11 protein-coding genes are annotated in these 14,099 nt (G+C 43.6%); 6 read left to right on the top strand and 5 right to left on the bottom strand.

The window, feature by feature from the left end:
* Both NCWK1_RS05815 and NCWK1_RS05810 read right to left on the bottom strand, forming a co-directional pair.
* Positions 1-1,041 (bottom strand): MFS transporter (locus NCWK1_RS05815; protein ID WP_103124047.1); only part of this gene is annotated, 1,041 nt, incomplete at its 3' end.
* Between the two features lie 153 nt (positions 1,042-1,194).
* Positions 1,195-2,805, bottom strand: a complete 1,611-nt coding sequence (locus NCWK1_RS05810) for an FAD-dependent oxidoreductase (RefSeq protein WP_103124046.1) — start codon at positions 2,803-2,805, stop codon at positions 1,195-1,197.
* 486 nt (positions 2,806-3,291) lie between these two features.
* Here NCWK1_RS05810 and NCWK1_RS05805 point away from each other — a divergent pair, with 486 nt between their 5' ends.
* From NCWK1_RS05805 to groL, 3 genes are all read left to right on the top strand, one after another.
* The gene (locus NCWK1_RS05805; RefSeq protein ID WP_103124045.1) at positions 3,292-4,644 is read left to right on the top strand and encodes a selenium-binding family protein; all 1,353 of its coding nucleotides are present in this window, start codon (positions 3,292-3,294) and stop codon (positions 4,642-4,644) included.
* 509 nt (positions 4,645-5,153) lie between these two features.
* Positions 5,154-5,465, top strand: coding sequence for a co-chaperone GroES (gene groES, locus NCWK1_RS05800; protein ID WP_103124044.1), 312 nt, complete (start codon positions 5,154-5,156; stop codon positions 5,463-5,465).
* 111 nt (positions 5,466-5,576) lie between these two features.
* Positions 5,577-7,217 (top strand): chaperonin GroEL, encoded by a 1,641-nt coding sequence (gene groL, locus NCWK1_RS05795; protein ID WP_103124043.1) that lies wholly within the window; start codon positions 5,577-5,579, stop codon positions 7,215-7,217.
* 581 nt (positions 7,218-7,798) lie between these two features.
* On the opposite strand, the gene NCWK1_RS05790 is transcribed toward groL, so the two are convergent.
* Entirely contained in the window at positions 7,799-9,097 is a 1,299-nt protein-coding gene (locus NCWK1_RS05790; protein WP_103124042.1) for an MFS transporter, read from the bottom strand.
* Between the two features lie 201 nt (positions 9,098-9,298).
* Positions 9,299-10,210, bottom strand: coding sequence for an NAD(P)-dependent oxidoreductase (locus NCWK1_RS05785; RefSeq protein WP_103124041.1), 912 nt, complete (start codon positions 10,208-10,210; stop codon positions 9,299-9,301).
* Between the two features lie 522 nt (positions 10,211-10,732).
* Between NCWK1_RS05785 and NCWK1_RS05780 the strand changes: the two genes are divergently transcribed.
* The 3 genes from NCWK1_RS05780 (at position 10,733) to NCWK1_RS29060 (ending at position 12,152) form a co-directional block, all read left to right on the top strand.
* Positions 10,733-11,752 (top strand): tRNA-dihydrouridine synthase family protein, encoded by a 1,020-nt coding sequence (locus NCWK1_RS05780; protein WP_103124040.1) that lies wholly within the window; start codon positions 10,733-10,735, stop codon positions 11,750-11,752.
* 15 nt (positions 11,753-11,767) lie between these two features.
* On the top strand, positions 11,768-11,890 hold the full coding sequence (locus NCWK1_RS30370; protein WP_281259084.1) for a hypothetical protein: 123 nt from the start codon (positions 11,768-11,770) through the stop codon (positions 11,888-11,890).
* Positions 11,891-11,963: 73 nt separating this feature from the next.
* Entirely contained in the window at positions 11,964-12,152 is a 189-nt protein-coding gene (locus NCWK1_RS29060) for a hypothetical protein (protein ID WP_146033949.1), read from the top strand.
* Between the two features lie 184 nt (positions 12,153-12,336).
* On the opposite strand, the gene NCWK1_RS05775 is transcribed toward NCWK1_RS29060, so the two are convergent.
* Entirely contained in the window at positions 12,337-13,818 is a 1,482-nt protein-coding gene (locus tag NCWK1_RS05775; RefSeq protein ID WP_096581082.1) for a site-2 protease family protein, read from the bottom strand.
* Positions 13,819-14,099 lie beyond the last annotated feature (281 nt).

Below are 14,099 nucleotides of genomic sequence, written 5' to 3'. Positions count from 1 at the left end.
CCAGCAAAATTTCCTTGGTGGACTACTAGCCGCTACTTGAAGCGTAGAACTCCAACCAACTAAAACTAAAGCTAATTGCGAAATCCAGAAAACTTGAGATAAAGAGAAAAATATAAAGCCAATTCCCATAATTGCTGGAGAAAAAGCAATGAGGCGTTCTAAGCCTGCAATTTTTTGGCGAAAACTCAGATAGACACAGGCAAAAACTGAACCCATTGCGGCGGCGGCTGAGAGGAAACCTAAAGTTTCTGAACCTCCCCGCAGAACTTCGACTGCAAAGATGGGTAGCAGTGTTGTATATGACATTCCAACTAAGCTGGCTACTGCGAGTAACGACAAAATAGACCGCACAGGCAAGAATTGATAAGCATATTGAAACCCTTCTTTCAACTTCTGCCAAGGATTACTAGTATGTATTTCTACTTTTCTGGGTGTAATCTGCATAACTGAAATTGCCCAAATAGCCACAACATAGCTGAGACTATCGTATAAAAAGCAATAACCTGCACCAAACTTAGCAATAAAAATGCCGCCAAGGGCAGGGCCAATTAGCCTCGCAGTATGAAGAAAGGCCGCATTGAGAGCGATCGCATTTGCCATGAGTTCACGACTGACCATATCACTAACAAAGGCGTGACGTACAGGAACATCTAACCCTTTCAACAAACCTAACAATGTACTAAAAGTCAGCAATGTCCAGAAATCTGCCCAACCGAGAAATGTCATCACTGTCAAAATTACAGATAGGGAAATCCCGACAATTTGGAGTAGCAGTAACAGGTGATGGCGATTGTAGCGATCAGCTAAAATACCGGAAATTGGCGCTAAGGCAAATACTGGTAATTGTCCAAAAAATCCTGCTAATCCCAATAGTAAAGCTGAATCAGTTAATCGATAAATCAGCCAGAGAATCGCTACTTGCGTCATGAAACTGCCAGTCATCGACCAAGCTTGTCCAGCAAAATAAAGGCGATAATTACGCGATCGCAAAGCAGGAAGATCAAGATTCAACTGGAATCTATATTTAGATAATAATTTCATTAATTTATAGCAAATTGACCTGACAAACACTCTGCGTTACTCTGCGCTAACCTCCTCACACCTTTGCGTTTAAAAAAAGAAACAGGAAGAAACAAGACAATAGCCTAATTCCTTCCTAGCTCAAAGGTAGAGAAATTCCTCAATTCCCACAAATTACACTGTCACCAATTCCCGATTTGCTACTAACGACTCAGGCTTGACCCAAATCTGATCTAAACCACCACTCCGCAGGCGATATTGCTGATTGGGGTCTTGTTGTGGGTAATCTATGCGTTTGTGCATCCCTCTAGTTTCCTGACGTTGCAAACCACTGTTGTACATCCAACGCGCAGTCGCTACCATTGCCGCCGCTTCCCGCGATCGCACAATTTGGGTATCATCCGGTGCATGACTATGACGGATTTCTTGCCAGAGGTGATTTAATCTGTCTAAAGATGCACTTAACCCTGCATCACTACGGAAAAGGTTGCGATCGTACGGGAAAACTTCTGCTTGGGTTGCCGCGATCGCTTCATCTGCTGAGAATTTCTGATGACCTTCACCATGCAATCCCGCTACACCAACGCCTTGGACACTGCGCTGTTTGGCTTGTTCTCCTAAACTAATTGCATAGTTAGCCGCCGACTGTCCCGACCAATAACCAGAAGACATTGCCCAAGCGGCATTATGACTACCACCACCTGTAAAACCACCACAGATTAATTCCCTTGTGGCTGCATCTCCCGCCGCATACAATCCACTGACGGAGGTAGCGCAAGTGTAGTCAGCAATGCGAATTCCCCCAGTACCGCGGACAGTTCCTTCTAAACGTAAGGTGATGGGGAATCGTTGAGTAAAGGGGTCAATTCCAGCGCGATCGAAGACAACAAAGAAGTTTGGTTGAGAGGCTCGCATCCAAGCTTTTGTCTCTTCATCCATATTTTGGTCGAGACGAGCATACACAGGCTGATTTAGCAATGTTTTGGCAATGACAGAACGACCGCGCTTAGAACCTGCACCTTCAATAACTGTGCCATCTTCATAAGTGAAAGAAGCCCAATCATAATATCGAGTCTTGGTGACAGAAGAAAACGCCGGAGAAATTGCGTAAGCATTAGAAAATTCCATTCCAGAGAAGTCAGCACCCGCCTCAGCTGCCATTAAATAACCATCTCCAGTTAAGACATTACAACCCAGAGCCTTACTTAAGAAAGCACAGCCACCTGTAGCAATCACAACTGCACCGGCTTTCACTGTCCAAGAGTCCCCAGATTGGCGATTAATTCCCTTAGCCCCAGCTACAGCGCCTTCTGCATCTACGAGCAATTCTAAAGCGGGGCTGTGGTCTAGAATTTTCACCCCTGCTTGTTTAATCCGTTTCCGCATGAACCGCATATACTCTGGCCCTTGCAAGGAACGACGGATAACTTGGCCATTAGCATCAACACTGAAACGGTAACCCTCATCTGCAAGAGAATTAATGTTGTCGTAGGTGCGATCTAATACCCTCGTCATCCAGTGCCGATCTGCTAAAAAGCCTCCCATTGCTTCCCGACTGGCCATTGCTGCTTCCCGTTGTTCTGGCTCTGGTGGAATATACCAAACACCATTGCCAGATGCGGCGGCGGCACCACTTGTACCGCAGTAACCTTTGTCTACTAATACAACTTTTGCACCATTGCTGGCTGCACTCCAAGCAGCCCAAGTCCCAGCCGGGCCACCGCCAATCACTAATACATCGGCGGTTAAATTAATCTGAGAAGCATGTTGATGGATACTATTCATGAAATCAACTCCTTTAAAAGTAAGAAAAGGGGAAAGATGGAACTTCCCCAAAGATGCGAGATTAAAACTGGGTAAACCTTTTAGGGATCGGGTATGTGCCAATCTTTAATCTCAAAATCAGCGAGAAACTGTTTTGTGGAACTTAAGAGTTTCAATCCTGCCGCTGTCAAAGGTTTGGTGGGACAATGGTCTAACAGATAGGATTTTTTAACGATATTTGAGAAAACTCGACAGACTTATTTGTCAGGTCACACGAGGTTTTTCGATAAAATACTAATTATTGACCGATTTAGTAGGATTTAATTTAGCAGTATTACATTACACCCCAGAAAATTCAAGTCCTTAGCGAATTAAATATATGGCAATCTAATTATCTGTACTGCGAATACTTAGAAAAACTAAATAAAATAGATCTTTCGCTGGACAATATCATTCGTCACGCGATCGCACCCACACATACTAATCTCGATATAGAGGTATCAAATTATGGCTCATGCTTGCTGTGGCCCTGGTTATGCTTCCCCAGAAGCAGCTATCCAGGCAGAAAAGGAAAAAGTGCTTTATGTAATTGCCGTGTATACAGGTACAGGCATTGAACAACCAGATTATTTAGCGACTGTAGACGTTGATCCGCAATCTCCAACCTACTCCCAAGTAATTCATCGTTTACCCGTGCCTTATATTGGTGATGAGTTACATCATTTTGGTTGGAATGCTTGTAGTTCTTGTCATGGTGATGCCAGTAAATCCCGCCGATTTAGTGTAATTCCTGGACAAAAATCTAGTCGAATTTACATTGTTGATACAGCAGAGACCAAAGCACCAAAACTCTATAAAGTTATTGAACCAGAAGAAATTAAAGCTAAAACCAACTTAACTGCACCTCATACAGTACATTGCCTAGCCGATGGTCATGTGATGATCTCAATGTTAGGTGACAGCGAAGGTAACGGCCCTGGTGGTTTTTTGTTACTAAATGAAAATTTTGACATTGCTGGACGCTGGGAACATCAAGCCGAGGGTATGCGGTTTAACTATGACTTTTGGTATCAGCCGCGTCATAATGTCATGGTTAGTAGTGAGTGGGCTGCACCCAAAACATATTACCCAGGCTTTGACCTCAACGATGTCACATCAGGTAACTATGGACAGCAGATACATTTTTGGGATTGGTCAACTCACGAAATTATTCAAACTGTTGACTTAGGAGAAGAAGGTTTAATTCCCTTAGAACTACGCTTTCATCATAATCCTGATAGCACACATGGATTTGTGGCTGCGGCACTCAGCAGTAATGTTTGGCATTGGCACAAGTCTAATGGCCATTGGCAAGTAGAAAAAGTCCTAGATATACCATCAATAGAAATAGAAGGCTGGCCAATACCTGTGCCATCGTTAATTACTGATATCTTAATTTCTCTGGACGATCGCTATATTTATTTCTCCAATTGGCTGCATGGAGATATTCGTCAATACGATATTAGTGATCCTACTCATCCTCGTTTAACTGGTCAGGTTTGGTGTGGTGGTTTGCAAGGGTTAAGTGGCGAAGTCCAAGGCCATAAATTATTAGGTGGCCCGCAGATGCTACAGCTGAGTTTAGATGGTAAACGGCTTTATGTCACCAATTCCCTATTTAGCAGTTGGGATAATCAGTTTTACCCTGATTTGTCGAAAAGTGGCTCATATTTATTGCAGATTGATTGCGATACGGAAAATGGTGGGATGAAAATTAACGAAAATTTTTACGTTGACTTTGGTAAAGAACCTGCTGGCCCTGCTCGCGCTCATGAAATTCGCTATCCCGGTGGTGATTGTACTTCCGATATTTGGGTGTGATAGGTTACAGGTTACGGGTGACAGGTGATAGGGAATAGATATGGCTCGTTGGTGGAGAGGCTACGCTAGGAGAAGCAAGGTCTGAAGGCAACGACGAAAGGTGAAACCTTTGCGAGAAGTGGGTGTAGGGGATGAGTGCGTTCTTTCTCACTATATATTAAGTCGTAAATCGTCGGGTTCATTTTTTCCCTTACACCCCTATACCTTTACACCCATATCTTCCTTATTTAAACTCTTGATTTTTTGAAAATTATATGACATCATACTTAACACAATGTAAACTACATTAATCCGATAGACTTAGTGTAGTTAATCTCCGCTACTGGCAATTTCTGATTTTACTGACGATTTATTAGTTGGTTTGATTAGAATGCCGTTCATGCTTAGTGTTGAATTTGAGAAACATCACGCATGATAAATTTTCCTGCTAGTTAAACATCTGCAATTAGTCGATGACTTAATTGCAACCATTTGTCCACCTTAAGAAAAGTTTGTTTGGAGAATTTTGTATGGCAGCTATAGCGTTGAGCGTATCTACTGTTAAACCTCTAGGCGATCGCGTTTTCATCAAGGTTAGTGAGTCGGAAGAGAAAACAGCCGGAGGTATTTTTCTCCCTGATAGTGCTAAAGAAAAGCCCCAAGTGGGTGAAATCGTTGCGGTCGGCCCTGGTAAACGCAACGACGATGGCACTCATCAAACTATTGATATTGCTATTGGCGATAAGGTTCTTTACTCCAAGTATGCTGGCACTGACATCAAGTTAGGTACAGAAGAGTACGTCCTATTGTCTGAAAAAGACATCTTGGCAATTGTTTCCTAGTCGATAGACCTGATTTATTCATCATTCTGACTCCGCAACACTGAATGACGAATAACCCATGACATTCGCAAATAATTAACTGACCAACTTACACAGAGAATTGAGAACACTATGGCTAAACGCATCATTTACAACGAAAATGCTCGTCGTGCTTTGGAAAAAGGCATTGACATTCTGGCTGAAGCAGTAGCAGTTACCCTTGGCCCCAAAGGTCGTAACGTCGTTTTAGAAAAGAAGTTTGGCGCTCCGCAAATTGTCAATGATGGAGTCACCATCGCTAAAGAGATTGAATTAGAAGATCACGTTGAAAACACAGGTGTATCCCTAATTCGTCAAGCTGCATCTAAAACCAACGATGCTGCGGGAGATGGGACGACAACGGCAACTGTTTTGGCTCACGCCATTGTCAAAGAAGGATTGCGGAATGTCGCTGCTGGTGCGAATGCCATTGAAATCAAACGTGGTATTGATAAAGCTACAGTTTTTCTCGTGGACAAAATCAAAGAACACGCGCGTCCTGTAGAAGACTCAAAAGCGATCGCTCAAGTTGCGGCTATCTCTGCTGGTAACGATGAAGTCGTAGGTGCTTTGATTGCTGAAGCATTAGATAAGGTTGGTCGGGAAGGGGTGATATCTCTAGAAGAAGGTAAGTCAGTCACCACTGAACTAGAAGTTACAGAAGGGTTGAACTTCGACAAAGGTTATATTTCTCCCTATTTTGCCACCGATGCAGAACGGTTGGAAGCAGTCCTAGATGAGCCTTTCCTACTGTTAACAGATAAGAAAATCGCCTTGGTGCAAGACCTTGTACCCGTACTTGAGCAAGTAGCCCGTGCTGGTCGTCCCTTAGTAATTATTGCCGAAGATATTGAAAAAGAAGCTCTCGCAACCTTAGTTGTTAACCGTTTGCGTGGTGTGCTAAATGTAGCCGCTGTTAAAGCACCTGGATTTGGCGATCGCCGCAAAGCTATCCTAGAAGATATTGCCATTCTCACAGGCGGACAGCTGATTACCGAAGATGCTGGTCTGAGACTAGATGCTACTAAACTTGAGCAACTCGGTAAAGCTCGCCGCATCACCATCACCAAAGATAGTACCACCCTCGTAGCAGAAGGTAACGAGCAAGCTGTCAAGGCTCGTGTAGAACAAATCCGCCGCCAAATCGAGGAAACCGAGTCTTCCTACGATAAAGAAAAACTGCAAGAACGTCTAGCAAAACTAGCTGGTGGGGTTGCAGTTGTGAAGGTGGGTGCTGCCACCGAAACCGAACTCAAAGACCGCAAGTTACGTCTAGAAGATGCCATTAACGCCACAAAAGCTGCTGTCGAAGAAGGCATTGTTCCCGGTGGTGGTACGACACTTGCACATCTAGCGCCTCAATTAGAAAGCTGGGCGAAGTCTACCCTAGTGAACGAAGAATTAACAGGAGCATTGATTGTGTCTCGCGCCCTGGCTGCACCTCTGAAGCGGATTGCTGAGAATGCAGGTCAAAATGGTGCGGTAATTGCCGAACGGGTCAAAGAGAAAGACTTCAATGTAGGTTACGACGCAACCACAGGCGAATTCGTAGATTTGTTTGCCGCCGGGATTGTTGACCCCGCTAAGGTAACTCGTTCGGCTGTGCAGAATGCTGCGTCAATTGCCGGGATGGTGTTAACTACCGAAGCCATTGTAGTTGACAAGCCAGAACCCAAAGATGCTGCGCCGGCTGCACCTGGTGGCGGTGGCTTAGGTGGCGATTTCGATTACTAATCGTCATAGTTCATCAAAAAATTAACCGTGCAAGTCTTCGTCTATGTACTAAATTTCCAGAGGTGATCATCAGATGTCGTGATCACCTCTTTTTCTGATGTTGAGTAGTCGTTCTTATTCAGCTAATTTAGCGTGAGTTCGACAGATTTAAATCCTCTCCCCTGCAAGGCTACCGTGTACACACAAGTCGAAAATTTTCGTGTTCAACCACATCCCGCCTAGAACTAAAGTTCCAGGCTCATAGCCAAAGTCCACAAAGCGTGGACTGGAAGAGATTTTTGGTTGATTCATCTTCAGATGACTTGCGCTATGAGACTCGGAATTCATTCTGCGGCGGGACAGATGCACTCAACGAACATTTTAGCCTCTGCAAGGAGAGAGCTTTAAAATCGTAATTTCTCGTTGATATAGCTGTAGCCAGGGTAATTAGGACATCGGTAAGCGACAAAACTTAGATAATAAAAGACTTTTAACTCTGTAACCTGTCACCTATCACCTGTCCCCTGCTATATCTCATACTCTATACTCCCCGCTCCGCGTCAGAAAGGGGTTGGGGGAGAGGTCAAAAAATCACATTAATTTCACTTTTCCAAAGATAAGCCACTTGTTTCGCCAGCTATCCAACGTCTCACTACTGGTAATTGTGCAGAAAACCATAGCGCACCTAAGATAAACAAACTGCCACAAACAATCAAGGCATTCGTCGCACCAAAATTATGTGCTAAAGTTCCAGCTAAAAGATTGCCAAAGGGCATTGTACCTACCATTGCTAGGGCATAAAAACTCATTACTCTTCCACGCTTATCTTCGGCAACTAAGGTCTGGATAATCATATTACTACTTGTAATGTTGAGAATAGAAAAGCAGCCAACAAACACAAGGATGATAATCGATAGCCAAACTTGACGCGAGAGTGAAAAGGATATCAAACTCATTCCGATTAAAACTTGAGCGATGATAATCAAACGGTCTAAGCCCACAATCCCTCGTCTGACACTCAGATAGACACAAGCAAAAAACGAGCCAATCGGTGCTGAAGTGCTAAGGTGAGCCATTGTTGTGGCATCTCCATTGAGAATCTTAGCTGCAAAAACAGGCATAAGTGCGACATGAGACATCCCCACTAAACCATGTAACGCTAACATCAACAAAATTGCTCTAATCGGTTGAAATTTGGAGACATATTCAAAGCCCTCTCGCATTTTCTGGAAAGTATCGCTCAGGTTAGTCATAGTCTGCATCGGTCTAACTTTCAGCCGCATTGCTAATAGGGTAAAAATTGCTGGGATGTAGCTGAGAGTATCGTAGAGAAAACAATATTTCACCCCTAGAGTTGCAATTAAAATCCCACCCATAGCTGGCCCCAATACCAGAGAGGAGCTTAACATGACGGAATTTAAAGCGATCGCATTACTCCAATCAGCGCGCTCGTCTACGGTTTCGGTAACGATTGTATGGCGCACTGGCATATCTAATCCCTTGAGAAAACCGTTGAGAACACTCAGGATTAATAGGATGGGAAAGGTAATCCAATTCGTAAAGGTCAGAATTGTTAAAGCCAAGGACACACTAATTCCCAATATCTGCACCAGCATTAACAAGTCACGACGACTCCAGCGATCAGACAATACGCCCGAAAAGGGAATCACTAACAATGTAGGCAAAAATTGTATAAACCCGGCAACTCCTAACAACCAAGCAGATTTAGTCAAATCGTATACTAACCAAGGAATAGTCAACTGCTGGGTCATAAATGTCCCAGACATTGATAGTAACTGTCCCCCGAAAAATAGCCGAAAATTCCGCCAACGAAAGGCGGGTAGATGGTGGTAAATGGCCTTACTGATGCGATCGCCTAGTTGTCCCTGCCAAATTTTCATAGGGAAAGTTCGATATGTTTTACTAACTATTAGATTAACTAACGATTATTATATGATCATCGCTTATTTGCCTGAACTTAGAGGTGATTGTTCTACTAAGCGCAAAATTTTGTAAATTCGCAGTACATTGAGGGCTAAAGGTGTTCAAAACCCTTAGCCCTCTCCCCTATACCCAGTCTCAACTTTGTGCGTAAATCCTATTTAGTTTGATGTAGTTTCGTCAGAAAGCGTCGTGATAATTTCTGACAATTGCCGATCGCGATCGCGTTCTTCTGGTGTTTCCTGCCCTAAAGAAGTATCTTTCACTAAACGATAAACATCAGCTGCACCATAAAATATGCGTTCAGTCAAACCTAATTCTTTGAAGGTTTCGGCAATCTCCTCCATTTCCCCAACCCAACGATGTGCTTTTGGTGTCATAGATGGAATGGAACGAGCAAGTATATGAGCAAGTTCCGGCTGACTACTAGATACTTCACTCCATAGTTCTTCATCTAAGCCTAAGCGATGGGCAGCAATTAATAATTCTGTACTAATTGCTGTTAGTCCTTTGGTGAGGGCGGCATAAGACATTTTCAAACCCGAAGCTTGACCAATTTCATCGCCAATGACCCGGATATCTAAGCCATAATTACTTAGTTGTTGAAATTCCACAGCTTGTTTGCCAGAAGCATAGATGCGCGTGCGTCCGGGAACTCTGGGAGGTGGGCCGATGATGGAAGCATCGACGAAAGTTGCTCCAGATGATTCGATGATTTGAGCGATAGTTTTGACCTTTTGGGGTGCGTAGACGCTTTGCGGCTTGTCGTCAGACATCGCATTACCATCAACATAAAGAATCTGTTTCCCTACATTACTTATCACCGCAGCTACTTGCTGGGCTACCTCTGCGGCGGCGGCGGGAACCAAAACGGATAACACTATATCAGATTCAATTACCAACTGTGTAAGAGAACCCACATCCTCTATATTAGCTGCGGCGGCTAACTGGCGAGTTCTTTGGCTGCGATTTTCTAAGGCTGCAATCGTCCTTAATCCATTGTGATTGAGAACAGATGCGATCGCTTGTCCCATATCACCAGGACTTAAAATACCGACTGTTTGAATTGGCATAAAAAGCTTGATAATGCTTTATATTCAGCTTTTAACTGATTTTGGTGATGAGTTATTGAGTAAAGTACGGCATATCGATACAATTACCGTATTTAATTATTGATTAGAAACTTATCACAATTCATTAGTCGAACGCAAGGTGAAATGAATAATATTTTTCCCAATTAAATGCGTGTTAAAATCTACCACCAATTATGACAATACATGGTAAAAAAGATCATTTTGTTCCTTATAGCTATGCAGTCAGACTATAATCAAGCATTGCGCCAAGTTGGGACTATAAATCAATTATTAACTGTTAAAGGTGCAGAACATAGAGGTTTTAATAAGGCGCAAAAAAACAAATTTATGCAACTATTAAAGTATTCTTGATTACGCCTTGCTTAATCAAGAACAATTAATAATTTTTTAGAGGTTGCTTTAATGGCAACATTATCAACACACCATTAGGTCTACAATAAGCATCCCTAATTGGTTCATTTTGTTTGATAGAGTGATGCTGTGTCGAATGCTCTCCATTTTATGTCCCAGGTATTGCTCCCTCAATCACTTCACCTAGATTTACCCCTGACTGCTCTTGCGCCTATGCAGGATGTCACAAATCTCTGGTTTATGAAGGTCATTAATCAGTACGGCAGTCCTGACTACTTTTTTACCGAATATTTCCGCGTCAATGAAACCTCACGACTCAACCCTAGCATTCTGGCATCAATCACCGAAAACGATACTAGTCGCCCTGTTTTTGCTCAAATGATGGGTGAAAGCATTCCTCATTTAGTCAAAACAGCACAAGAACTCTGCGGTTATAATATTGCGGGAGTTGACTTGAATATGGGCTGTCCCGCACCGAGAATTTACCGCAAAAAAGCTGGGGGTGGATTGCTGCTTTCACCCGAAAAAGTGGATCGAATTCTGGGGGAATTGCGGCAAGCAGTTAATGATCGACCTTTTACAGTCAAGATGCGTTTAGGTTTTGAAAATACCGATACCTTTTACCAAATTCTAGATTTAATCAATCGCCACAACATAGATTTGCTGAGTTTACATGGTCGCACAGTTCTAGATCGATACCACGGACGAGTGAATTATGATTTGATTGCCGAAGCCGTCAGACGAGTTAATTGTCCAGTGCTGGCCAACGGAAATATCTACTCGGCGGCACAAGCACTATCGGTGCTGGCTCAAACAGGTGCGGCTGGTGTGATGGTGGGACGCTGGGCAATTGGAAATCCTTGGATTTTTGAGCAAATCCGGCAGGCTTTGCGCTTGGAACCGATCGCACCTGTTCCTTTAATCGAGGTACGTAAATACATTGATCGTTTATGGCAAACCCCAGCAGCACCAAATATCCCAGAGCGTGCGCGTGTAGGTTACCTCAAAATGTTCCTCAACTATATCGCCTTGAGTGTTGACTCTGAAGGTGTTTTCTTGCGGCTGATGCGACAAACTCAGACTCAGGCAGAACTGTTTAATTTATGCGATCGCTTTCTTGTTGTTGATACTACGCAAACTTTTGCTCTAGCGCCTTACTCTGGTGTGTAATTATGACTGCTACAGTTGACTCTAAATCATTCTGGAGATGCGATCGCCTTTGGCATTGGCGCAGCCATTATCAGCCCATTAGAAATTTCTTGCCTCCATCCACGGATGGGTAGGAGTACAAAATTGAGTTTGGAGTGAAATCCCTGTGTTCGAGTCAGTGCAACCTTTCGGAGCTACAATCAATTAAAATATTGTTAGCATTTAAGTGAAAGTGCCAAACGATTCTGCAATTTTTATGACTGTAACACCCCAGACAGAGAAAGATAAATTACAGGCAAGTACTAGTATAGAGATAAATCAAGAAATAGCAGCAGAAAAAATCCTCTGTCCTCATTGTCTGCGTACTGCTACAAATGGGATTAAATGTAAAGGTATTTGTGTCGCTGATAGTGATTATTAGAGCCTATTGATAATTAAAAATTTGGCTGTTTTTTTATATTAATTTTTAAGTTAATAAGTGTTTTTCAACGCAGAGGAATCAAGAGGTAAACGCGAAGTTACGCGGAGTTTTTAGTGGCGGGGGCTAATTAATTTAGTTCACGCCACTAAAAATTTTTTGAAGATTCTTCAGACTTCAGAGTTAATCAGCCAATGCCTAAACGCCCAGCTAAACCGGGAGTTAAGGGCAGAAGAGTGGCAATCATTAAGAATAGTGCCAAAAGACCTAAAGCGGCTCTGGCATCATCAGGTTCGCTGATTTCGTTTAGGCTGGGGCGTTCTAAGTCTCGTTGTAAAAACACAATGACAATTGCCCAGTACATCGCTAAGGTATTACCAAGCGAAACTAATGCCAACAAAATTAAAGTGGCAAATGTGGCTCTTCTGGCAGTTTTGCGCCCATAAATGGCTTGGACGATGCGTCCACCATCTAGAGAACCGGCTGGCATCAGGTTTAACGCAGTGATTACTAACCCCAGCCAACCAATGATGACTAAAGGATGGACGTTGACTAGGGGTGATTGTAAAGCTGAACCGAGGACTACTCGCGCCAAGCTGCCGACTAAAATAGAACCTTGGAAAAACTGATTAGGTAATTGAAATAAACTGCCTGGGTGGGAAAGTAATAACCCCGCAATTAACATGATTAAAGAGACGATACCGCCAGCGGCTGGCCCTGCCAAAGTAATATCGAATAATGCAGTACGGTTGGGCAAGAGAGATTCAAAGCGGGTAATTGAACCAAAGGAGCCAATCTGCACAGCAGGTAAAAAGAATGGCCAGCTAAGACGGACTTGATAACGCCGCGCAATTACCCAATGACCGATTTCGTGGGCAATTAAAATGACAAATATGCCGAGGCCGATGGGTAAGGCTTGGGTGAAGCGTGCTGGGGTGGCAAATAAATCGAAGTTCAGGAGTAACCCGGCAGTTTCTAAACATGTAGCCAGAGTGGCGATGAGCAAAATTCCGGCAAAGGCTTTTTGCCCTGTTGTAGTGGGACGGGGATCGTTACGGCTAGGTAATACAATCACCACAGGTTTACCGTCTGTGTTTTCGACTAAAAACAGGCGATATTGTTCACCCAGGCGTTCGCGTAACTTGTCACTGAGGCGGTTGTGAACTTCTTGGGGTTCGCCGCGCAGATTACCGTTAAAGATAGCGCCTTCTTGGTAGGCGATCGTTTCTGTGGCGAAAAATGTATCTACGCCAAAAATGCTTTTAATGGCACTCAAATCTGCTTCGGGAATTGATAAGACTTCTTTTAGTTCGGCAATAACTGGTGTTTGTGCAGCATTATCTTCCGAGGTGGAATTAGCTGCAAGCCTTTCTGTTGCTCGTTGCTGGAGAATGGCATCTTGCCCAGCCGCCCGCAGTTTTCTGCCGAGGTAGATATATAATCCAGCTGAAGCTACCACCAATAACAATATGCCAACTATGTTGAGGTAAATTCCGGCAGCAAATAAACCAAAGAATAGCAGCCAGGGAGACATTAACACCACTGACTGCAACCAGGCTAAGATTCCCAGTTTTCCAAAAGGTCTGGCGCGATAAAAGCCCCAGCCTAAAATGCCGAAAGCTACTAATAAAATTGTCCCAATTATAGGAGTCTCTGAGGAAGCAAACATTTCCAAACCCTTCGCTGTGAACGACCAAGCCTGAGTTGGTCAGGTGTGAGAGTATAGCAGGAGGCAGGAGGCAGAGAGCAGCGCGTTGCGGGGGTTCGCACACCACATGCTTCAAGTCGGCAGAGCCGCCCAACGCAGTGGCTCCCCGTTGTAGCGACTGCGGAGAGGCAGGCGAAAAAGTTATGACTATTCCTACCATTCATGCTTTTTGTCTAACGCTCTCTGCTTCTTGCTATACATTTAATGTATAACGCCACCTGTTTTTCGCCCAAATCACTTAT

The sequence above is a fragment of the Nostoc cycadae WK-1 genome (genome assembly GCF_002897135.1).
Lineage (GTDB): Bacteria > Cyanobacteriota > Cyanobacteriia > Cyanobacteriales > Nostocaceae > Nostoc_B.
The sequence above is the reverse complement of the archived record's forward strand: the minus strand, read 5'-3'. Positions and strand labels throughout refer to the sequence as shown.

Coding starts and splice junctions, on each gene's coding strand:
- NCWK1_RS05810 (WP_103124046.1), bottom strand. CDS start 2,805: ATGAATAGTATCCATCAACATGCTTCTCAGATTAATTTAACCGCCGAT.
- NCWK1_RS05805 (WP_103124045.1), top strand. CDS start 3,292: ATGGCTCATGCTTGCTGTGGCCCTGGTTATGCTTCCCCAGAAGCAGCT.
- groES (WP_103124044.1), top strand. CDS start 5,154: ATGGCAGCTATAGCGTTGAGCGTATCTACTGTTAAACCTCTAGGCGAT.
- groL (WP_103124043.1), top strand. CDS start 5,577: ATGGCTAAACGCATCATTTACAACGAAAATGCTCGTCGTGCTTTGGAA.
- NCWK1_RS05790 (WP_103124042.1), bottom strand. CDS start 9,097: ATGAAAATTTGGCAGGGACAACTAGGCGATCGCATCAGTAAGGCCATT.
- NCWK1_RS05785 (WP_103124041.1), bottom strand. CDS start 10,210: ATGCCAATTCAAACAGTCGGTATTTTAAGTCCTGGTGATATGGGACAA.
- NCWK1_RS05780 (WP_103124040.1), top strand. CDS start 10,733: ATGTCCCAGGTATTGCTCCCTCAATCACTTCACCTAGATTTACCCCTG.
- NCWK1_RS05775 (WP_096581082.1), bottom strand. CDS start 13,818: ATGTTTGCTTCCTCAGAGACTCCTATAATTGGGACAATTTTATTAGTA.